The sequence below is a fragment of the Streptomyces physcomitrii genome (assembly GCF_012273655.1).
GTDB classification, from domain to species: Bacteria; Actinomycetota; Actinomycetes; order Streptomycetales; family Streptomycetaceae; genus Streptomyces; species Streptomyces physcomitrii.
On the sequence record NZ_JAAWWP010000006.1, the window covers coordinates 189,353 to 210,045 of the forward strand.

Annotated in this window: 18 protein-coding genes and 1 riboswitch; of the genes, 16 read left to right on the top strand and 2 right to left on the bottom strand. The window is 72.0% G+C overall.

The features are described 5' to 3' along the window. Positions 1-3 precede the first annotated feature (3 nt). A complete protein-coding gene (gene hpnH / locus HFV08_RS12505; RefSeq protein ID WP_168538854.1) occupies positions 4-1,017 on the top strand; it encodes an adenosyl-hopene transferase HpnH in 1,014 nt (337 codons plus the stop codon). A 139-nt stretch (positions 1,018-1,156) separates the two neighbouring features. Then, positions 1,157-2,542, top strand: a complete 1,386-nt coding sequence (locus tag HFV08_RS12510) for an aspartate aminotransferase family protein (protein WP_168538856.1) — start codon at positions 1,157-1,159, stop codon at positions 2,540-2,542. 61 nt (positions 2,543-2,603) lie between these two features. Here the strand turns inward: HFV08_RS12510 and HFV08_RS12515 are convergent, their stop codons facing one another. Further along, the gene (locus HFV08_RS12515; protein WP_168538858.1) at positions 2,604-3,401 is read right to left on the bottom strand and encodes a tyrosine-protein phosphatase; all 798 of its coding nucleotides are present in this window, start codon (positions 3,399-3,401) and stop codon (positions 2,604-2,606) included. A gap of 473 nt (positions 3,402-3,874) precedes the next feature. Continuing rightward, positions 3,875-4,041: riboswitch (cyclic di-AMP (ydaO/yuaA leader) on the top strand. A 2-nt stretch (positions 4,042-4,043) separates the two neighbouring features. Here HFV08_RS12515 and HFV08_RS12520 point away from each other — a divergent pair. The 13 genes from HFV08_RS12520 (at position 4,044) to HFV08_RS12580 (ending at position 17,865) form a co-directional block, all read left to right on the top strand. Then, a complete protein-coding gene (locus HFV08_RS12520) occupies positions 4,044-4,931 on the top strand; it encodes a M23 family metallopeptidase (RefSeq protein WP_168538860.1) in 888 nt (295 codons plus the stop codon). Between the two features lie 202 nt (positions 4,932-5,133). Next, positions 5,134-5,925 (top strand): SGNH/GDSL hydrolase family protein, encoded by a 792-nt coding sequence (locus HFV08_RS12525; RefSeq protein WP_168538862.1) that lies wholly within the window; start codon positions 5,134-5,136, stop codon positions 5,923-5,925. A 158-nt stretch (positions 5,926-6,083) separates the two neighbouring features. After that, positions 6,084-7,271 carry an MBL fold metallo-hydrolase gene (locus HFV08_RS12530; RefSeq protein WP_168538864.1) on the top strand — a complete coding sequence of 396 codons (1,188 nt, stop codon included), beginning with the start codon at positions 6,084-6,086 and terminating at the stop codon, positions 7,269-7,271. Between the two features lie 389 nt (positions 7,272-7,660). After that, positions 7,661-9,598, top strand: a complete 1,938-nt coding sequence (locus tag HFV08_RS12535; RefSeq protein ID WP_168538866.1) for an ATP-binding protein — start codon at positions 7,661-7,663, stop codon at positions 9,596-9,598. Positions 9,599-9,701: 103 nt separating this feature from the next. Further along, positions 9,702-10,136 (top strand): roadblock/LC7 domain-containing protein, encoded by a 435-nt coding sequence (locus HFV08_RS12540; protein WP_168538868.1) that lies wholly within the window; start codon positions 9,702-9,704, stop codon positions 10,134-10,136. A 3-nt stretch (positions 10,137-10,139) separates the two neighbouring features. Then, on the top strand, positions 10,140-10,517 hold the full coding sequence (locus HFV08_RS12545) for a DUF742 domain-containing protein (RefSeq protein WP_040255380.1): 378 nt from the start codon (positions 10,140-10,142) through the stop codon (positions 10,515-10,517). Next, the gene (locus HFV08_RS12550; RefSeq protein ID WP_168538870.1) at positions 10,495-11,088 is read left to right on the top strand and encodes a GTP-binding protein; all 594 of its coding nucleotides are present in this window, start codon (positions 10,495-10,497) and stop codon (positions 11,086-11,088) included. The genes HFV08_RS12545 and HFV08_RS12550 overlap by 23 nt, the downstream gene beginning before the upstream one ends. Then, positions 11,085-11,639 (top strand): GAF domain-containing protein, encoded by a 555-nt coding sequence (locus HFV08_RS12555; protein WP_168538872.1) that lies wholly within the window; start codon positions 11,085-11,087, stop codon positions 11,637-11,639. The genes HFV08_RS12550 and HFV08_RS12555 overlap by 4 nt, the downstream gene beginning before the upstream one ends. 268 nt (positions 11,640-11,907) lie before the next feature. Next, positions 11,908-12,936, top strand: coding sequence for an L-threonine 3-dehydrogenase (tdh, locus tag HFV08_RS12560; RefSeq protein WP_168538874.1), 1,029 nt, complete (start codon positions 11,908-11,910; stop codon positions 12,934-12,936). Positions 12,937-12,963: 27 nt separating this feature from the next. Next, positions 12,964-14,181 (top strand): glycine C-acetyltransferase, encoded by a 1,218-nt coding sequence (locus tag HFV08_RS12565; protein WP_168538876.1) that lies wholly within the window; start codon positions 12,964-12,966, stop codon positions 14,179-14,181. Beyond that, the gene (locus HFV08_RS12570; RefSeq protein WP_168538878.1) at positions 14,178-15,089 is read left to right on the top strand and encodes a LysR family transcriptional regulator; all 912 of its coding nucleotides are present in this window, start codon (positions 14,178-14,180) and stop codon (positions 15,087-15,089) included. Before HFV08_RS12565 ends, HFV08_RS12570 begins: the two co-directional genes overlap by 4 nt. A gap of 52 nt (positions 15,090-15,141) precedes the next feature. After that, a complete protein-coding gene (locus tag HFV08_RS12575) occupies positions 15,142-15,501 on the top strand; it encodes an MmcQ/YjbR family DNA-binding protein (RefSeq protein ID WP_040255386.1) in 360 nt (119 codons plus the stop codon). Positions 15,502-15,645: 144 nt separating this feature from the next. Beyond that, positions 15,646-17,865, top strand: a complete 2,220-nt coding sequence (locus tag HFV08_RS12580) for an NADP-dependent isocitrate dehydrogenase (RefSeq protein WP_168538880.1) — start codon at positions 15,646-15,648, stop codon at positions 17,863-17,865. A 105-nt stretch (positions 17,866-17,970) separates the two neighbouring features. Here HFV08_RS12580 and HFV08_RS12585 read toward each other — a convergent pair whose 3' ends face one another. Next, a complete protein-coding gene (locus HFV08_RS12585; RefSeq protein WP_168538882.1) occupies positions 17,971-19,407 on the bottom strand; it encodes a glycoside hydrolase family 30 protein in 1,437 nt (478 codons plus the stop codon). 270 nt (positions 19,408-19,677) lie between these two features. On the opposite strand from HFV08_RS12585, the gene HFV08_RS12590 reads away from it, so the two are divergent. Continuing rightward, a complete protein-coding gene (locus HFV08_RS12590) occupies positions 19,678-20,649 on the top strand; it encodes a phage baseplate protein (RefSeq protein ID WP_168538884.1) in 972 nt (323 codons plus the stop codon). Positions 20,650-20,693 lie beyond the last annotated feature (44 nt).

Here is a 20,693-nt window from a genome sequence, read left to right on the forward strand (position 1 = left end):
CAGATGGCCATGCCGCTGCGCCAGTCCATCAAGGTCGCTACGTATCTGCTGGAACAAAAGGTCCGCAAGCGCGAGAAGTTCCCGCTCATCGTGGAACTCGAACCGCTCTTCGCCTGCAATCTGGCGTGCGAGGGCTGCGGAAAGATCCAGCACCCGGCAGGCGTGCTGAAGCAGCGCATGCCGGTGGCGCAGGCGGTGGGGGCGGTGCTCGAATCCGGGGCGCCGATGGTCTCCATCGCCGGTGGCGAACCGCTGATGCACCCTCAGATCGACGAGATCGTACGGCAGTTGGTGGAGCGCAAGAAGTTCGTCTTCCTGTGCACCAACGCCGTGCTGCTGCGCAAGAAGCTGAAGAAGTTCACGCCCTCGCCGTACTTCGCCTTCGCGGTGCACATCGACGGGCTGCGCGAGCGGCACGACGAGTCGGTGGCGAAGGAGGGCGTCTTCGACGAGGCGGTGGAGGCGATCAAGGAGGCCAAGCGGCGCGGCTTCCGGGTCACCACCAACTCCACCTTCTTCAACACCGACACCCCGCAGACGATCGTCGAGGTGTTGAACTTCCTCAATGACGACCTGAAGGTGGACGAGATGATGATCTCGCCCGCCTATGCCTACGAGAAGGCGCCGGACCAAGAGCACTTCCTCGGCGTCGAGCAGACCAGGGAACTCTTCAAGAAGGCCTTCTCCGGCGGGAACCGGCGCCGGTGGCGGCTCAACCACTCGCCGCTCTTCCTGGACTTCCTGGAGGGCAAGGTCGACTTCCCGTGCACGGCCTGGGCGATCCCCAACTACTCGCTCTTCGGCTGGCAGAAACCCTGCTATCTGATGAACGACGGCTATGTCACCACGTACAAGGACCTCCTGGAGAAGACCGACTGGGACGCCTACGGCCGCGGCAAGGACGAGCGCTGCGACAACTGCATGGCGCACTGCGGCTACGAGCCCACGGCGGTGCTCGCCACCATGGGTTCCCTGAAGGAGTCCCTGCGCGCGGTCCGCGAGAGCGTCGCGAGCTGAGGCGGACACACCGCCACCACCCGCCGCCCGGCCGGACATCCGGCCGGGCGGCACCGGCGCCGAGGGGGCGCACGACGGACGCGGCGGGGCGGAGCCGCGTCCCGCTCCCCGTGCGGCCCGTCGTGAAGAAGGGGCAGGAATGAGCAAGGAGTTCGACCTCGGCCAGCTGCTGGCCGCGCGCGGCGCCGAACGCTACGCACTGCACGAGAAGCACCTGAACCACCAGCTTCCGCGCATGCTGCACACCATCGGCTTCGACAAGGTCTACGAGCGGGCCGAGGGCGCGCACTTCTGGGACGCCGAGGGCAACGACTACCTCGACATGCTCGCCGGATTCGGGGTGATGGGGCTCGGCCGCCACCACCCGGTCGTCCGCAAGGCGCTGCACGACGTCCTGGACGCCTCGCTCGCCGACCTGACCCGCTTCGACTGCCCCCCGCTGCCCGGCCTGCTCGCCGAGCAACTCCTCACGCACAGCCCGCACCTGGACCGCGTCTTCTTCGGCAGCAGCGGCACCGAGGCGGTCGAGACCGCCCTGAAGTTCGCCCGGTACGCCACCGGCCGGCCCAGGGTCCTGTACTGCACCCACGCCTTCCACGGGCTGACCACCGGCTCCCTCTCCGTCAACGGCGAGGACGGCTTCCGGGAGGGCTTCGCCCCGCTGCTCCCGGACACCGCGGTGCCGCTCGGCGATCTGGACGCGCTGCGGCGGGAGTTGCTGCGCGGGGACGTGGCCGCGCTGATCGTGGAGCCCATCCAGGGCAAGGGGGTGCACGAGAGCCCGCCCGGCTATCTGCGGCAGGCGCAGGAACTCCTGCACCGGCACAAGGCGCTGCTCATCGCCGACGAGGTGCAGACCGGCCTCGGCCGTACCGGGGACTTCTACGCCTACCAGCACGAGGACGGGGTGGAGCCGGACCTGGTCTGCGTGGCCAAGGCGCTCTCCGGCGGGTACGTACCGGTGGGCGCCACCCTCGGCAAGGAGTGGATCTTCAAGAAGGTCTACTCCTCGATGGACCGCGTCCTGGTGCACTCGGCGAGCTTCGGCGCCAACGCCCAGGCGATGGCCGCGGGGCTCGCGGTGCTCTCCGTCATGGAGAACGAGCAGATCGTCGCGCACGCCTGCGTCACCGGCGAACTGCTTCGCAGCCGCCTCGCCGCGCTGGTGGACGAGTACGAGCTGCTCAGCGAGGTGCGCGGCCGGGGCCTGATGATCGGCATCGAGTTCGGCAGGCCCTCCTCGCTGCGGCTGCGCGGGCGCTGGACGATGCTGCAGGCCGCCCGCAAAGGGCTGTTCGCGCAGATGGTCGTGGTGCCGCTGCTGCAGAAGCACCACATCCTCACCCAGGTCTCCGGGGACCATCTGGAGGTGATCAAGCTGATCCCGCCGCTGGTCGTCGACGAGGCGGACGTGGACCGCTTCGTCACCGCCTTCCGGGCGGTCATGGACGAGGCGCACAGCGGCGGGGGCCTGATGTGGGACTTCGGCAGGACCCTGGTCAAGCAGGCGGTCTCGGGCCGCTGAGGACCGGGTCCGAGGCGGCCGGGGCCCGGGGGACGGGGCCCCGGTCCCGCCGCCGCGTTCCTCAGTCGAGGAAGTCCGCGCGCAGCCGCTCCCGCACCTCGGGGGTGAGGCCGAGGCCCCGGCCGAGGTAGGTCTCGACGTCGCCCCAGGTCTCCTCGATGGCCTCGAAGGCGGCGTCGAGGTACTCCAGGCGCGCGTCGAACATCGGGCTGAGCAGTTCCATCACCTCGGGGGAGGTGCCGCCGGGGGCGTCGGCGCTGCGGCGGACCTTGTAACGCCGGTGCGCGGCATTGGACTTGAGGTAGTCCTCCTCGATCGCCGTGCGCTCCACACCGAGGGCGAGCAGGCTGACCGCGACGGAGAGTCCGGCCCGGTCCTTGCCCGCGGCGCAGTGCATCAGCGCGGGCAGCCCGCCGTCGGCCATCTCGCGCAGGACCCGGCTGTGCTCCGCCGTACGGCCGGTGATGATCGCCCGGTAGGAGCCCTTCATCCGGGCCTCGGCCCTGCCGTCGGCGAGCAGCTCCCGCAGCTGGGCGATGTCGCCGTCGCGGACCATCGACCAGAACTCCACCCCGGAGGCCGGGTCGGTGAGCGGCAGGTTGAGGTTGCGCACCCCGGGCAGCTCGATGTCGGGGCCCTCCAGGGCCTGGTCACCGGCGTTGCGGAAGTCGAAGACGGTGTGCAGCTTCAGGGAGCCGAGGAAGGCGGCGTCCTGCTCGTCGGCGTGCGCGAGGTGTCCGCTGCGGTAGAGACGGCCCGCCCTGACGCGTTTGCCGTCCACGGTCGGCAGCCCGCCCACGTCACGGAAATTGCGTACCCCGGTCAGCCGCGGCTCTGTCGACGGGACCTGCTGCGTCACCTAGGACTCCTCCCAGTGGGCCGCCCGCGCTGATCGCGGCCGGTCACGTTTTCCGACGATACGGCACCTGCCGTGGCCGCCATCATCGCCGCCGGGTGCCCCCGGAGGCCATGGACGTGCACCGGGTGCGGCCGTCACCTCGCCGCCCCGGTGACCCGTATTGCCGGAATTGCCCGTGCTTCTCATCCTCTTTGCCCCGTGTCCCCTCCCGCCCGAAATAAAGACTCCTGGCCGTGATGTGCGTGAGGAGGCTCATATTCGTGACGGTCGGTGGCCGGGACTTTCGGCCGTACGGGCAAGCCCGGCAAGGGTGCCGAAGAAGCCGGAAGATCAATGTTCCACACAGCGTCACCGTCCTTTTCGCCGAGGATCAAGAAAAGGAATGCGGCGGTGAATTCACCGCTTGTCCCGCCCATTCCGGTTCGCTTAACGTCTCGCTCACTCCGGATGGACGCCGAATCCTGCCGCCGTCCGGTTTCCACACACTCACCCGTGAAACGGCAGGAGCGGGGGATCCACAGGCAGTACGCCGTTTCCCCGGTTCAAGGGGACGGCTCGGGGTGAAGCCGCGTGATCGCGCGGCGGGGCATCTCCAGCCCTAACCCGACAGCTCACCTCGCAGGCGCCGGAGAGGAATTCACCATGCCTGTCAAGGGCAAGCACCGCCGTACGAAGTCGAGCCGTCTGCTGCGTTCCCTGGCCGTCGCCGGAACCGGTGGCGCCGCACTGGCCCTGCCGCTCATGGGCGCCGCCGGTGCCCACGCCGCGAGCCCCCACGACGCCGCGGTCGCGAAGGCCGGCGCCACCGAGGCCGCCGCGAAGGACGGCAAGAACGGCGACAAGGCCGAGCGCTACACGGTCGCCCCCGGTGACTCGCTCGCGAAGATCGCCAAGGCGCAGGACGTACGCGGCGGCTGGAAGAAGCTGTACGCGGACAACCGCGAGGCCGTCGGCTCCGACCCCGCCCTGATCCGCCCCGGTCTGAAGCTCACCCTCGGCGCCAAGGCCGAGACCCCGGCGAAGAAGTCCGAGGCCCCGGCCGAGAAGAAGGCCGAGAAGCCCGCCAAGGCCGAGAAGCCCGTGGTGAAGAAGGCGGCCCCGGCGAAGAAGGCCGAGAACACCGGCGGCTACACCCTCCCGGTCGCCGGTTCCTCGGTCGGCACCCCCTACCACCAGTCCGGCAGCATGTGGTCCAGCGGCTACCACACCGGCGTGGACTTCGTGGTCCCGACCGGCACCAGCCTGAAGGCCGTCGGCCCGGCGACCGTGGTCTCGGCGGGCTGGGGCGGCGCCTACGGCAACCAGGTCGTGCTCCAGCTGGAGGACGGGCGCTACGCCCAGTACGCCCACCTCTCGCAGCTCTCCGTCTCGGCCGGCCAGCAGGTGAGCGGCGGCCAGCAGGTCGGGCTCTCCGGCGCCACCGGCAATGTGACCGGCCCGCACCTGCACTTCGAGATCCGCAGCACCCCGGACTACGGCTCGGACCTCGACCCGCTGGGCTACCTGCGCGCCCACGGCGTGGACGTCTGACCGACCGGACACCGCGCACCGCGAGGACCGCACCCGCACCGGGTGCGGTCCTCGCCGTCCGTCTCGCCCCGCTCTCGCGTGCCGCCGACTCCCCTGTGCTTATTCCGAGTTGACGGAGATTTTCCCGGTGGCGTATCTCACGAGCCGTCAACCCCCTATTACGGTGGCGTAGGTCACGGGCGAAGGAGAAAAATAGCCCGACGTGGCAGCAGATCCGACATCCTTCAGACGTGACGAATTCAGGTCCTACGCAGCGCTCGGCGACAGTTTCACCGAAGGGGTGGGTGATCCGGGCCCCGACGGCAGCTGTGTCGGCTGGGCCGACCGGCTGGCCGTTCTGCTCGCGGACCGGACACCGGAACACAGTCTCCGCTATGCCAATCTCGCGGTACGGGGAAAACTCCTCGACCAGATCGTCGCCGACCAGGTGCCGCGCGCCAGGGAACTCGCCCCCGATCTGGTGACCGTCTGCGCGGGCGGCAACGACATGATCCGGCCCGGCACCGATCCCGACGACGCCGCGGAGCGCTTCGAGGAGGCCATCGCCTCGCTGTCGAACGCGGTCGGCACCATCGTCGTCGCCACCGGCTTCGACACCCGGGGCGTACCGGTCCTGCGGCATCTGCGCGGGAAGATCGCGACGTACAACGGGCATCTGCGCGCGGTGGCCGACCGCTACCAGTGCCGGGTGCTCGACCTGTGGTCCCTCAAGTCCGTGCAGGACCGCAGGGCTTGGGACGCGGACCGGCTGCACCTCTCGCCCGAGGGGCACACCCGGGTCGCCCTCAGGGCCGGGCAGCTGCTCGGCATCGAGGTGCCCGCCGACCCGGAGCAGCCCTGGCCGCCGATGCCGCCCCGCACCCCGCTGGAGGGCAGGCGGGACGATGTCCAGTGGGCCCGGGAGTACCTGGTGCCCTGGATCGGGCGGCGGCTGCGCGGCGAGTCCAGCGGCGACCACGCGGCGGCCAAGCGGCCGGACCTGCTGCCGCTGTGACCGGGGCCGGGACCCCCGCGGGGCGGCTGCTCCTCCCGGGTGCGCGTTCGCGCGAGCCGGGGTGGGTACGACGGAACGGGCGCCCGGAAATGTGACCCCCGGTGTCGCTGTTACTGCGCACATAATGGATTGTCCGACCGACATCACCTGGAGGTCCCGTGGCCGGTACCCGTTCCCTGCGCTCCGGGCTCCGCTCACTGAGGCCCGCCGCCTTCGGCGCGGATCCCGCCGGTGAGCGCCTGGCACGCATACGCAGATCCCCGCACTTCGCTGACGGTTCCTTCCAGAACCCCGAGCCCACCCGCAGCGGCCCCTCCGGCTCCACCCTGGAGCTGGCCAGGACGTACTTCCGCAAGCGGGCCCGGCTGCTCCGGGTGCCCGCGGGCGAGATCCCGCTCCACCGGCCGAGCCGTGCCGAGCTCTCCGCGCCGCCCGCGAGCGGGCTGAGGCTCACCTGGACGGGCCATTCCACCGTCTTCGCCGAGATCGACGGCGCACGGGTGCTCTTCGACCCGGTGTGGGGCGAGCGGTGTTCCCCCTTCGGCTTCATCGGCCCCCGGCGGCTGCACCCCGTACCGCTGCCGCTGGCCGAGCTGGGCCCGGTGGACGTGGTGGTGATCTCCCACGACCACTACGACCATCTGGACATGCCGACCGTCAAGGCGCTGGCGGGGACGCGGACCGCCTTCGCCGTGCCGCTGGGCGTCGGCGCGCACCTGGAGCGCTGGGGCGTCCCCGCCGACCGGATCCACGAACTCGACTGGCACGACTCGACCCGGATCGCGGGCCTGACCCTGACCGCGACCCCCGCCCGGCACTTCTGCGGGCGCGGAGTGCGCAACCAGCAGCACGCCCTGTGGGCCTCCTGGGCGGTGCGCGGCAGCGAGCACCGGATCTTCCACAGCGGCGACACCGGCTACTTCGGGGGCTTCGCGGAGATCGGCGGCGCGCACGGCCCCTTCGACGCGACGATGATCCAGATCGGCGCCTACAGCGAGTTCTGGCCCGATGTGCACATGACTCCCGAGCAGGGCGTACGCAGCCACCTCGACCTGCAGGGCGGATCCGGCGGGGGAGTGCTGCTGCCCATCCACTGGGCCACCTTCAACCTCGCCCCGCACCCGTGGGCCGAGCCCGCCGAAGGCACCCTCGCCGCAGCGGGCCCGGCCGGGGTGCGGGTGGCCGTCCCGCTGCCGGGGCGGCCGTTCGAGCCCGGCGCCGGGGCGGTGCCGGAGCGGCCCTGGTGGCGCGAGGCCGCCGTCCAGCCCCAGGGCGGCTGGCCCGAGGCGGGCGGCCCCGTGGCCGACGGCAGCGGAGAGCCCCAGGCAGCGCCCGTCGCCCACTGAGCGACCCCGCGCCGCAGCGCGGCGAACGAGAGGACGGGGGCGGTTCCCGGAGCACCGGGGGCCGCCCCCGTCCGTGTCTCCCCTGGGCGGCCGGAGCCTCGCGGCTCAGCTTGAGGCCCGGCAGCGCGCACCGGCAGAAGTCGTACCTCTGCCCTTTCGTCCGCGTGTGCGAACTCTCATACCAGAGTGGGGCGTTGTGTGCCGGAGTTTGTCAACTTCGTATCGAGCCGGGCCCTGGCGCGACTACCGTGAGTGTCCGCCGCGCGACGCAGCGGCAGGGCGGTCCCGTGCCTGACGAGCCGGGCCCCCGCGCCCGCTGCCCACCGCGCGGCAGGAGCCCGATTCCCCCCGGTCCCCAGGGACTTGGGAGCACTCTGCAGAGGACGCCGATGTCTGACCTACGCGCACCGGGCGAGCGTGCGGACCGCCGTGAGGGCGCCCGCCACGGCCGCCCGGCCGGCCGCAGCGCCACGGCACTGCCGGAGACCCCGATACGGGCGCAGCTGCTGCGCCTCGCCCTGATCCCGGCCGCGACCGTGGCACTCGGCACCCTCGCGGCACTCCTGGCGCTGGTCCTCACCGCGCCCGCCCCGGGAGCCGGCGGCTGGGGCCTGCTCGTCCTCGCCGTCCTGTGCGCCCTCGGGGGCTGCGCGGGTGCGGTCCTCGCCGCCCGGCGCGGCGCACACCGCCTCCAGGAGCGGATAGGAGCACTGCGCCGGAGCACGGCACGCGGCCAGCGCGAGCTGCGCCGCCTGGTCGAGGCGCTCGGCAGGGGCGAGGCCCCGCCCGAGCCCCACCGCCCGGAGGCCCGCGAGCCCGGCGGCGACAGCTTCGACCTGCTCGCCGGGGAGGCGGCCCGCGCGCACGAGGCCGCGGTGGCCGCGGTGACCCAGGCCGCCCGGCTGCCCAGCCGCACCGGCAGCGAGCAGAAGCTGGAGGTCTTCGTCTCCCTGGCGCGGCGGCTGCAGTCCCTGGTGCACCGCGAGATCTCCCTGCTCGACGAGCTGGAGAACGAGGTGGAGGACCCCGACCTCCTCAAGGGCCTCTTCCACGTGGACCACCTGGCCACCCGGATCCGCCGCCACGCGGAGAACCTCGCCGTGCTCGGCGGGTCGATGTCCCGGCGCCAGTGGAGCCATCCGGTCAGCATGACCGAGGTGCTGCGCTCGGCGGTCGCGGAGGTGGAGCAGTACGCCAGGGTGAAACTGGTGCCGCCGGTGCAGGGCACGGTGCGCGGGCACGCGGTCGCCGATGTGATCCACCTGCTCGCCGAACTCGTCGAGAACGCCACGGTGTTCTCCGCCCCGAAGACCGAGGTGCTGCTGCGGGTGAATCCGGTGGCCGCCGGACTCGCCGTCGAGGTGGAGGACCGCGGCCTCGGCATGCCCGGCGACGAGCAGAGCCGGATGAACGCCCTGCTCGCCGACCCCGCCCAGGTCAACGTCGCCTCGCTCCTCCAGGACGGGCGCATCGGCCTCTACGTGGTCTCCCAGCTGGCCCGCAGGCACGGCATCGCGGTGCGGCTGCAGGCCAATATCTACGGGGGAGTGCAGGCCGTGCTCGTCCTGCCGGGCTCCCTCGTCGGCACCGGCGGCGAGACCTCCGCCGCCCCCGAACAGACCCCGGCCGCCGCGAGCCCCGGAGCCGCCCTCGCCCAGGGCACTCCGGCACACGACACTCCGGGCCAGGGCACTCCGGCACACGACACTCCGGGCCAGGGCACTCCGGCGCACGGCACCCCGCTGCCCGGCCCCGCCCGGCCCGCGGCCCTCAGCCCTCGTACGCCGCCCGTCACGGGCACACCTGCGCACGGCACGCCCGCGCACGGCACGCCCGCGCACGGCACCCCGACCCCTGCCCGGGGCACCCCCGCGCGGGGCACCCCCGTCCCGGTGGAGCACCGCCGGGACGGGCGGGAGCGGGAGGTGGAGACCGCGCTGCCGATGGGTGGTTCGGCGCCGGGTATCGCGAAGGCGGGCGCCCGGATCGCCGGCGTCCGGGCGGGGTCGGTGCCCCCGGCCCGCGCCCCCCGCCCGGAGCCCGGCGGCGAGACCCCGGCGGCGCCCGCGGAGCGGCCGCCCCGGCTGCCCCGCCGCCGGGCGCAGCAGAGCCTCGCCCCGCAGCTGCGGGAGACACCCGCGCGCCGCCCGGAGGAGACCGGACCGGGGGCCGTGCACGACCCCGGGCTGATGGCCGCCTTCCGCAGCGGGGTCAGCCGCGCCGAGGCGCAGCGGCCACCGGCCCGTACCCCGGGCGGCCCCGCGGAGGAGGAACCGCTCGCCGCCGATCCGGGAGCCGCGCGGCGGGGGAGCGCCCCGACCGGATGAACCGCCCCCGCCGGGCTACCGGATGAACGGCCTCTGCCGCCGCCGGACGAACCGCCTCTGCCGGGCCGCCGAGCCCGCCCACCCCGCAAGGAGCCGACCCACCATGGTGAGCGATACGACCGGCGAGCGCAGCGCCGATCTCGACTGGCTGCTCAGCGGCCTCGCGCAGCGCGTGCCGGGCACCCGCAGCGCCGTCCTGCTGTCCTCGGACGGTCTGGTGAAGTCCGTCCACGGACTCGACACCGACAGCGCCGACCATCTGGCCGCGCTCGCCTCCGGGCTGCACTCGCTGAGCCGCAGCGCGGGGGTGCGCTTCGCCGAGGGCGGCCAGGTGCGCCAGGTCGTCGTCGAACTCGACACCGCGCTGCTCTTCGTCTCCTCCGCGGGCGCCGGCACCTGTCTCGCCGTACTCGCCGAGCGGGAGGCCGACCCCGCCGTCCTCGGCTACGAGATGGCGATGCTGGTCAAGAGCGTCCGCCCGTATCTGGCGACCGCGCCGCGGCACAGCGCCGCGCGGCCCGGCGCCCCGAGGCCCTGAGCCGTGGCCAGAGTGCAGGACGGGCCCTGGCGGGACGCCGCGGCCGGGCGCCTCGTACGCCCCTACACGATCAGCAACGGCCGGACCCGTCCCACCGCCGCGCTCGACCTGCTCTCGCAGGTCATGGTCACCGGCTCGACCCCGCTCGGCTATCTCGGCCCCGAGCACGCCCAGGCGCTGCGCCTGTGCGAGGCGCCCGTCTCGGTCGCGGAGATCGCGGCCCAGCTGAAGCTGCCCGCGGCGGTCACCAAGGTGCTCCTGTCCGACCTCGTCGACTGTGGCGCCCTGACCACCAGGGCGCCGGCCCACCACCACACCCCGACTGACTCCGACCGGTCCCTCCTGGAGGCGGTGCTCGATGGACTACGACGCCAGCTCTGACCCGTTCCCGACGGCACTGAAGATCCTTGTCGCGGGCGGGTTCGGTGTCGGCAAGACCACCTTCGTCGGCGCCGTCAGCGAGATCGACCCGCTGTCCACGGAGGAGCTGCTGACCAGCGCGGGAGCCGCCACCGACAGCCTGGAGGGCATCGAGCGCAAGCGCGAGACCACCGTCGCGATGGACTTCGGCAGGCTCACCCTCGACCGGCGCCATGTGCTCTACCTCTTCGGCACGCCCGGCCAGGAGCGCTTCTGGTTCCTCTGGGACGAGCTGTGCACCGGCGCGCTCGGCGCGGTCGTCCTCGCCGACACCCGCCGCCTGGAGGAGTGCTTCGCCGCGGTGGACTTCTTCGAGGAGCGCGGGCTCGGATTCATCGTCGCCGTCAACGAGTTCGACGGCTCGCACCGCTACCACCCCGAGGAGGTCCGGGCCGCCATCGACCTGGACCCCGCGGTGCCGGTGGTGCGCTGCGACGCCCGGATCTCCAGCTCCGCCGTCCAGACCCTGCTCGCTCTCGTCGGGCACCTGCTCGCGCACGCGCCCTCGGCCCCCGAAGGCGTCCGCTCATGACGGGGTCCCCGACCGGACGCCTGCTGCTGACCCCCGAGGACGGCCAGGGCGCCGAACGCGCCGAACGGCTGCGCGCCCTCGGCCTCCTGGAGCGCGCCGAACCGGACTTCGACCGCTTCGCCGAGCACCTGGCCGTGGCCCACTCGGCACCCTGGGCGATGGTCAACTTCCTCGACGCGGAGCGGCAGTTCCTCGCCGGACTGCACTGGCCCTCCGCCCGCGCGGGCGCCGCCGCCTCCCTTGACGTCTTCGCCCAGCGCTCACTCGGCCGCGACCACGGCTACTGCCCGCACGTGGTGGTACGCCGCAGGGCACTGGCCCTGGAGGACGTACGGGACTACCCGCGCTTCGCGCAGAACCCGGTGGTCGACGGCTTCGGCGTGCGCTCCTACCTCGGCGCCCCGCTCCTGGACCGCTCCGGGCTCGCGCTCGGCACCGTCTGCGTGCTCGACGTGGCCCCGCGCCGCTGGGGCGGCCAGGGCCTCGCGGTCATCAAGGCGATGGCCGCGGAGCTGACCGAGCGGATCCTCAGCCGGGACCACGGGATCTGAGGCAGGCGGACGTCGAGGGGCCGGGGTGCCGAGGCGCCCGGGTGCCGGGGTGTAGGAAAGCTGCAACGCCGGTTAAGAAATCCTCGATGGACCGGGGCCGCCGCCGTACGGCAGATTTTCCCCTGCCGGCCGGGCACGCGCCGCGAGCCGCAACGGACGTTCCGGCACGCCGCGACTAGCGTGCCCCGTGCTGGCAACCCCACCCCTTGTCCACGGCCAGGTCCTCTTCGTGCCCGCGCGCCGTGAGCCGTACGACAGGAGCCGTGACGTGAAGGCGCTGGTGAAGGAGAAGGCCGAGCCCGGTCTGTGGCTCATGGACGTGCCCGAGCCGGTGATCGGGCCGTCCGAGGTGCTCATCAAGGTCCAGCGGACCGGGATCTGCGGCACCGACCTGCACATCAGGTCCTGGGACGGCTGGGCCCAGCAGACCATCACCACCCCGCTGGTCCTCGGCCACGAGTTCGTCGGCGAGGTCGTCGAGACCGGCCGCGACGTCACCGAGACCGCGGTCGGCGACCGGGTCAGCGGCGAGGGCCACCTGGTCTGCGGGAAGTGCCGCAACTGCCTGGCCGGCCGGCGGCATCTGTGCCGGGCCACCGTCGGGCTCGGGGTCGGCCGGGACGGCGCCTTCGCCGAGTACGTGGCGCTGCCCGCCTCCAATGTCTGGGTGCACCGGGCCCCGGTCGACCTTGATGTCGCCGCGATCTTCGACCCCTTCGGCAACGCCGTGCACACCGCGCTCTCCTTCCCGCTCGTCGGCGAGGACGTCCTGATCACCGGCGCCGGACCGATCGGCCTGATGGCCGCCGCGGTGGCCCGGCACGCGGGTGCCCGCAATGTCGTCATCACCGATGTGAGCGAGGACCGCCTCGAACTGGCCCGCAAGATCGGGGTCAGCCTCGCCCTGAACGTCGCGGAGTCCGGCATCGCCGAAGGCCAGCGGCAGCTCGGCCTGCGCGAGGGCTTCGACATCGGCCTGGAGATGTCCGGCCACCCCTCGGCCCTGCGCGACATGATCGCCAATATGACGCACGGCGGCCGGATCGCCATGCTCGGCCTGCCCGCCGAGGAGTTCGCGGTCGACTGGGCCCGCGTGGTCACCTCGATGCTCACCCTGAAGGGCATCTACGGCCGGGAGATGTTCGAGACCTGGTACGCCATGACCGTCCTCATCGAGGGCGGGCTCGACCTCTCCCCGGTCATCACCGGCCGCTACGGCTTCCGCGACCACGAGGCCGCCTTCGAGGACGCGGCCGCCGGACGCGGCGGCAAGGTCATCCTCGACTGGACCTCCTGACCCCACCTCACCGTTGGAGACAGCCACATGTTCGACTCCGTACGCGCCGACCTGCGGGCCACCCTGGACGAGATCCGCTCGGCCGGTCTGCACAAGCCCGAGCGCGTCATCTCCACCCCGCAGTCCCGCGCCGTCGCCGTGACCGCGGGCGGGCAGCCCGGCGAGGTGCTCAACTTCTGCGCCAACAACTACCTCGGCCTCGCCGACCACCCCGAGATCCTCGCCGCCGCCCACGAGGCGCTCGACCGCTGGGGCTACGGGATGGCCTCGGTGCGCTTCATCTGCGGTACGCAGGAGGTGCACAAGGAGCTGGAACGCCGGCTGTCCTCCTTCCTCGGCCAGGAGGACACGATCCTCTACTCCTCCTGCTTCGACGCCAACGGCGGCGTCTTCGAGACCCTGCTCGGCGAGGAGGACGCGGTCATCTCCGACGCCCTCAACCACGCCTCCATCATCGACGGCATCCGCCTCTCCAAGGCCCGCCGCCTGCGCTACGCCAACCGCGACATGGGCGAGCTGGAGCAGCGCCTGAAGGAGGCCGGGGACGCGCGCCGCCGCCTGATCGTCACCGACGGCGTCTTCTCGATGGACGGCTACCTCGCCCCGCTGCGCGAGATCTGCGACCTGGCCGAGCGCTACGACGCGATGGTCATGGTGGACGACTCGCACGCCGTCGGCTTCGTCGGCGAGGGCGGCCGCGGCACCCCCGAGCTGCACGGCGTCATGGACCGCGTCGACATCCTCACCGGCACCCTCGGCAAGGCCCTCGGCGGCGCCTCCGGCGGCTATGTCGCCGCGCGCACCGAGATCGTCGCCCTGCTGCGCCAGCGCTCGCGCCCGTACCTCTTCTCCAACACCCTCGCCCCGGTGATCGCCGCCGCCTCCCTGAAGGTCCTCGACCTCCTGGAGTCCGCGGGCGAGCTGCGCGAGCGGCTGAACGCGAACACCGCGCTCTTCCGCACCCGGATGACCGAGGAGGGCTTCGACGTGCTGCCCGGCGAGCACGCCATCGCCCCGGTGATGATCGGCGACGCGGCGGTCGCCGGACGGATGGCCGAACTCCTCCTGGAACGCGGGGTGTACGTGATCGGCTTCTCCTACCCGGTGGTCCCGCAGGGTCAGGCCAGGATCCGGGTGCAGCTCTCCGCGGCGCACTCCACCGAGGACGTGAACCGGGCCGTCGAGGCCTTCGTGTCGGCCCGCGCGGAACTGGAGGCGGCCCCCCTGGGAGAATCGGCGGCATGATCGAAGCGCGGCGGCTGCACATCCTCCGTGCGGTGGCCGACCACCGCACCCTCACGGCCGCGGCCGCCGCGCTCTATCTCACCCCCTCCGCCGTCTCCCAGCAGCTCACCGCCCTGGAGCAGGAGACCGGCCACCGCCTCGTGGAGCGCAGCGCCCGCGGGGTGCGGCTGACCCCGGCGGGCGAGATCCTGCTCAGCCACACCAACACCGTCCTCGCCCAGCTCGAACGCGCCGAGGCGGAACTGGCCCGCTACGGCTCCGGCGAGGCGGGCACCGTCACCGTCGCGGCCTTCGCCACCGGCATCGGCCTGGTCGTCGCCCCCGCGGTGGTACGGCTCGCCGGAAGCGCGCCGGGCATCCGGGTCCGGGTGCGCGACGCCGAGGGGGACGCGAGCCTGCCGATGGTCCTCGACCGGCAGGTCGACGTGGCCGTCGCCGTGGAGTACCGCGGCGGCCCGGGCGCCGACGACCCCCGCCTGACCCGGGTCGCGCTCTACGCGGAGCCCTTCGACGCGGTGGTCCCCGCGGGACACGCCCTGTGCACCGCGGGCCGGGTCCCGCTGGCCGAACTCGCCGGCCAGTCCTGGATCGGCCCGTACCCGGGCAACCCCTGCCACGACGTGGTGGTCCTCGCCTGCGAGAACGCCGGATTCCAGCCGAAGATGGAGCACTCCTCGGACGATTTCCGGGCCGTGGTCTCCCTCGCCTCGGCGGGCGCGGGCGTCGCCCTCGTCCCGCGCTCGGCCCTGCACGGGATGGATCTGCGGGGCGTGGCGGTGCGGCCGGTGGAGGGGATCGCCCCCACCCGCCGGGTCTTCGCCGCGGTGCGCTGCGGGGCCGAGCAGCACCCCCTGATCAGGCCGGTCCTGCGGGCCCTCGGCGAGGCGGCGGGGGACAGCGTCCGCTGACCCGGGGCCTTGCGGCGGGGCATTGTCGGTGGCGGCGGCTACGGTTCCTTCCATGCCTGACGCCGAGGATGTGCGCCGTATCGCGCTCTCGCTGCCCGACACGGTCGAGAAGGTCGCCTGGAGCATGCCCACCTTCCGGGTCTCCGGGCGGATGTTCGCCACCCTGCCCGAGGAGGAGACCTCGATGGCGGTGCGCTGCCCCAAGGAGGAGGGCAACGAGCTGGTGCGCGCCGAACCGGAGAAGTTCTGGATCGCGGACCACGAGGCCTCCTTCGCCTGGATCCGGGTCCGCCTTGCCGCCCTGGAGGACGAACAGGAGTTGTACGACATCCTGGCGGATTCCTGGCGCCAGGCCGCCGGGCCCGCCCTGCTCGACGCCCACCCGGGCCTGGGCGTCCCCACGGCGGAATGATTTCGTGAAACCGCAGCTCACCGGCGCCTGCGCGGGCGCCAGGGGTCCATGGGGCGCCGCTCGGGGCAGGGTCCGACGAGAGGTCGCTCCGGCAGGGGATATCTTGATGTCGAGCAATGTTGCAGACGTGGAGCGGAGCACCCGGTGACTGACTCGACCATCATCTACACGCACACTGACGAGGCCCCGGCCCTGGCGACGTATTCGTTCCTGCCGGTGATCGAGGCATACGCCTCCACGGCAGGAGTGCGCGTGGAGAGCCGTGACATCTCTCTGGCGGGGCGGATCATCGCCAGTTTCCCGGAGCGGCTCCAGGAGAGCCAGCGGATCGACGACGCCCTCGCCGAGCTGGGCGAGCTGGCGAAGACGCCGGGCGCGAACATCATCAAGCTGCCGAACATCTCGGCCTCGATCCCGCAGCTGAAGGCCGCCGTCGCCGAGCTGCAGAAGCAGGGCTACGCGCTGCCGGACTACCCGGACGACCCGAAGACCGACGAGGAGCGGGACATCCGCGCCCGCTACGACAAGGTCAAGGGCAGCGCCGTCAACCCGGTCCTGCGCGAGGGCAACTCGGACCGCCGCGCCCCCGCCTCGGTCAAGAACTACGCCAAGGCGCACCCGCACCGCATGGGCGCCTGGAGCCCCGAGTCGAAGACCAACGTCACCACCATGGGCACCGACGACTTCCGCAGCACCGAGAAGTCCGTGGTCATCGCCGAGGACGGCGCCCTGCGCATCGAGCTGGCCGGGGACGACGGCTCCACCACCGTGCTGCGCGAGGCGGTACCGGTACTGGCCGGCGAGGTCGTGGACGCCTCCGTGATGCGGGTGGCCGCGCTGCGCGAGTTCCTCACCGAGCAGGTCGCCCGGGCCAAGGCGGAGGGCGTGCTCTTCTCCGTCCACCTGAAGGCCACCATGATGAAGGTCTCCGACCCGATCATCTTCGGCCACGTGGTGCGCGCCTTCTTCCCGAAGACCTTCGCCGAGTACGGCAAGGTCCTCGCCGAGGCGGGCCTGACCCCCAACGACGGTCTGGGCGGCATCCTCAAGGGCGTCGAGTCGCTGCCCGAGGGCGCGGCGATCAAGGCCTCCTTCGAGGCCGAGCTGGCCGAGGGCCCCGAGCTGGCCATGGTCGACTCCGACCGCGGCATCACCAACCTGCACGTGCCGAGCGATGTCATCGTCGACGCCTCCATGCCGGCCATGATCCGCACCTCCGGCCACATGTGGGGCCCGGACGGCGAGGAGGCGGACACTCTCGCGGTGCTGCCCGACAGCAGCTACGCGGGCATCTACCAGGCCGTGATCGAGGACTGCCGCGCGCACGGCGCCTACGACCCCGCCACCATGGGCTCGGTCCCGAACGTCGGCCTGATGGCGCAGAAGGCCGAGGAGTACGGCAGCCACGACAAGACCTTCGAGGTCCCGGTCACCGGCACCGTGCGGGTCCTCGACGGCGCGGGCAAGGCGGTCCTGGAGCAGACGGTCAGCGCCGGGGACATCTTCCGGATGTGCCAGACCAAGGACGCGCCCGTCAAGGACTGGGTCAAGCTCGCCGTCACCCGCGCCCGCGCCACCGGCGACCCGGCCGTGTTCTGGCTCGACGAGGGCCGCGCCCACGACGCCAACCTCATCGCGAAGGTGGAGCAGTACCTGCCGGAGCACGACACGGCGGGCCTGCAGATCGAGATCAAGTCCCCGGTGGACGCGATCACCTTCTCCCTGGACCGCATCCGCCGCGGCGAGAACACCATCTCGGTCACCGGCAACGTCCTGCGCGACTACCTCACCGACCTGTTCCCGATCCTGGAGCTGGGCACCAGCGCCAAGATGCTCTCCGTGGTCCCGCTCATGAACGGCGGCGGCCTCTTCGAGACGGGCGCCGGCGGCTCCGCGCCCAAGCACGTCCAGCAGCTGGTCAAGGAGAACTACCTGCGCTGGGACAGCCTCGGTGAGTTCCTCGCCCTCGCGGTGAGCTTCGAGCACCTCGCGCAGACCACCGGCAACGCCCGCGCCCAGGTCCTCGCCGACACCCTGGACCGCGCCACGGCGACCTTCCTCAACGAGGACAAGTCCCCGAGCCGCAAGCTGGGCGGCATCGACAACCGCGGCAGCCACTTCTACCTGGCGCTCTACTGGGCCCAGGAGCTGGCCAAGCAGACCGAGGACGCCAAGCTCGCCGAGGCCTTCGCCCCGCTCGCCAAGACTCTCGCCGAGCAGGAGCAGACCATCGTCGACGAACTCCTCGCGGTGCAGGGCTCCCCGGCCGACATCGGCGGCTACTACCAGCCCGAGACGGCCAAGGCCGCGGCGGTCATGCGCCCCTCCGCGACCCTCAACCAGGCGCTGGCCACCCTCGCCTGAGGCACCGGCCCGCACGAAGCGGTGACGGCCGCGGACACCCCCGGGTGTCCGCGGCCCTCGCGTCCTTGCCGCCGGGCCCTTCGGCCGCTCCGCTCTCCCGCTGCCTCAGCCCTTCCCGCCGGGCCAGGCGAAGGTGGCCACCGCGCCCCGGGGCAGCTTGTACGAGAGCGACTTGCCCTCGTCGGTGAGGGTGAAGCTCCGGCTCTTCCCGGTGCCGTTGAGCACCAGGCAGACGCGGCTGCCGTCCGGGTTCTGGAAGGCCACGGTCTGCACCCCGCCGGACCCCTCGCTGGTGGAGCCGATGCGCCGGGCGCCCCGGTCCACGAACTTCGAGAGGTGGCCGAGCACATAGAACTCCGCGTTCTTGTGCACGTTCTCGCCGTCCACCTGCACCACGCCGTTGCAGCCCCGGCAGTACCCGAAGTGCGGCTTGCCCTCCGGGTCCAGGGCGAGATTCCACAGCACGACCGTCTCGGCGCCCGAACGCAGCGTCCTGATCAGCCAGTTGGCGGTCTGCCAGCCGAGCGCCCGGGAGAAGTCCTGGACGCCGTCCTCGCCGTCGGTCCCGGAGCACTCGGTGAACAGCACCCGCTCGCCCGCCTCGCGCACGTCCAGCTGCTGCTCGGGCCGGCCGCCGTAGCAGTGGAAGGAGGCGCCGCGCACCCGCTCGATGTCCGCGGTCCTGCGCAGGACGTCGAGGGCGTACTCGGGGTGGTCCCAGTTGTGGTCGAAGGCCCAGAGCCCGGTGTCCAGACCGGCCGCGGTGAGCTTGCGGTCCAGGATCTCGAAGAGCGCGGTCTGCTGCCCCGAGGACATCAGCATCGAGGGGTAGATCGCCTGGAAGAGCGGCTCGTTGGCGACGGTGAGGTCCTGGACGGGGACACCGGCCTTCGCGTACGCCTTGAGGGCGCGGACCAGGTAGTCCGCGAAGTCCTCCTGGTGCTCGGGCGCGAGCCGGCCGCCGCTGAGGCTGTCGTTCTCCTTCATCCAGCCCGGGGCCGACCAGGGCGAGGCCATGATGCGGATCCCGGGGTTGATCTTCCGGGCCTGCCGCAGCAGCGGCAGCACCTCCTTCTCGTCGCGGGCGATGGAGAAGGAGCCCTTGGTGTCCTCGTACGAGAAGTAGGGCAGCCGGGCGACGAAGTCGTTGCCGCCGAGGGGCTGGCGGAGGTAGTCGAGGCCGATGCCGTCCTCGCCGGTGGCGAAGAGGTCCTCCATCAGTTGGTCCCGCCGCTCCTCGGGGAGCTGCCCGAGGAGCTTGGCGGAGGCCTCGGTGAGGGAGGCTCCGGCGCCGGTGAAGCGCTGCTCCTTGTCCTCGGGGTCGATGCTGATGTCGCCGGGGCCGGGGGAGGTGTCGAAGCCGAGGCTCGCGGCGTGCGCCAGCTTCCGGCCGCCGTCGGGGGTGGTGACCCAGACCTCGGCCCGCGGGGCGGCGGCCCGGGCGGGGGAGGGGCCGAGGGCCTGGGTGGCGGCGAGGAGCGCGAGGGCGCTCACGGCCGAGGCGATACGGGCGCCGGACAGCGGAAGGGAGAGGGGCGGCACGTGGTGATCCTCGCGTGTGTGGGGGGACGCGGTACGGGAGGCAGCAGCTTCGGGGCGGCCTCGCTGGCACCATTCCCGAGGGTCGGCCGGGCACACCGCGCCACCCAGAAATTTTCATGGACATGCCATGTGTCACACCGTCAGAACCGGGCATACGGCGCCCGGTCGGACCTCTCCCCGGGATTCCGGCACCCGCTGACAGGCTGTCTCGCACGTGCCAGGATCTTGAACCGCCCAGGAAACCACGAGCCACAGTCACGGGGAGCCGGAATGGCACAGGCGAAGTTCTCTCGGCGCGGAGTCCTCAGAGCGGGCGGTGCGGGACTGCTCTCCGCGGGGGTGCTCGGCACCCTCACCGCGGGCAGCGCCCGGGCGGCGGTGCCCGCCTCCCAGCGCTTCGACCTCTCCGAGCCCTCCTACGACGTCTTCCGCGGCGTCATGCTCGACGAGGCGCACCACGCCATGCAGGGCATGGCCTTCGACGCCGTCAACCGGCGGCTGTTCATCGTCCAGATCCGCGACGGCAGTTCGGGCGACGACCTCTGCATCAACCAGCTCGACGAGTCCGGCAAGGTCGTCGGCTCGATGCACCTCGACAAGGCGGGCCACGGAGTCTCGATCGGCGTCGAGCCGGTGGGCAAGGACTCCTACGTATGGGTGGAGTGCGACGCGGACAGCAGCGACGACAGCGGCCGGGGCACCGCCCTCGCCCGCTTCAAGTTCGTGGCCGGCGCGGCCCCTTCGGGCATCAAGAAGTTCTTCACCGGCAGCGACACGATCACCTGCGCCACCGACCCCGTCAACAGCCGCATCCTGGTCCGCCGCAAGGAATCGGGCAAGATGACCTTCCGGCTGTACGACTTCTCCAGCATCGATGTGGAGAACGGCACCTTCACCAAGGAACTGGCGAAGATCACCCAGCCCACGCTCGGCAACGGCTCGGTGACCTTCCAGGGCTACACCGTCCTCGGCAGCTACCTCTACACCCTGGACGGCACCGGCCACGCCGACGCGGCGGACATCAACTCCTATGTCACCAGCATCGATCTGAACACCGGCAAGGTCGTCGAACGCTTCCTCACCAAGGCCGGGAAGTCGCTGGTCTACCGCGAGCCGGAGGGCATGGCCATCATGCGCACCTCCGGCGGCGAGGTCCGCCTCTGCTTCGGCTTCGCCTCCCGCACCAGCGTCGGCAACATCAACCGCTACGCCAACGTCTTCCACAAGAACGTACTGATCTGACGGAACGGCCCGCGCGGCCCGGCTGTCCCGCCACGCGCCGCACG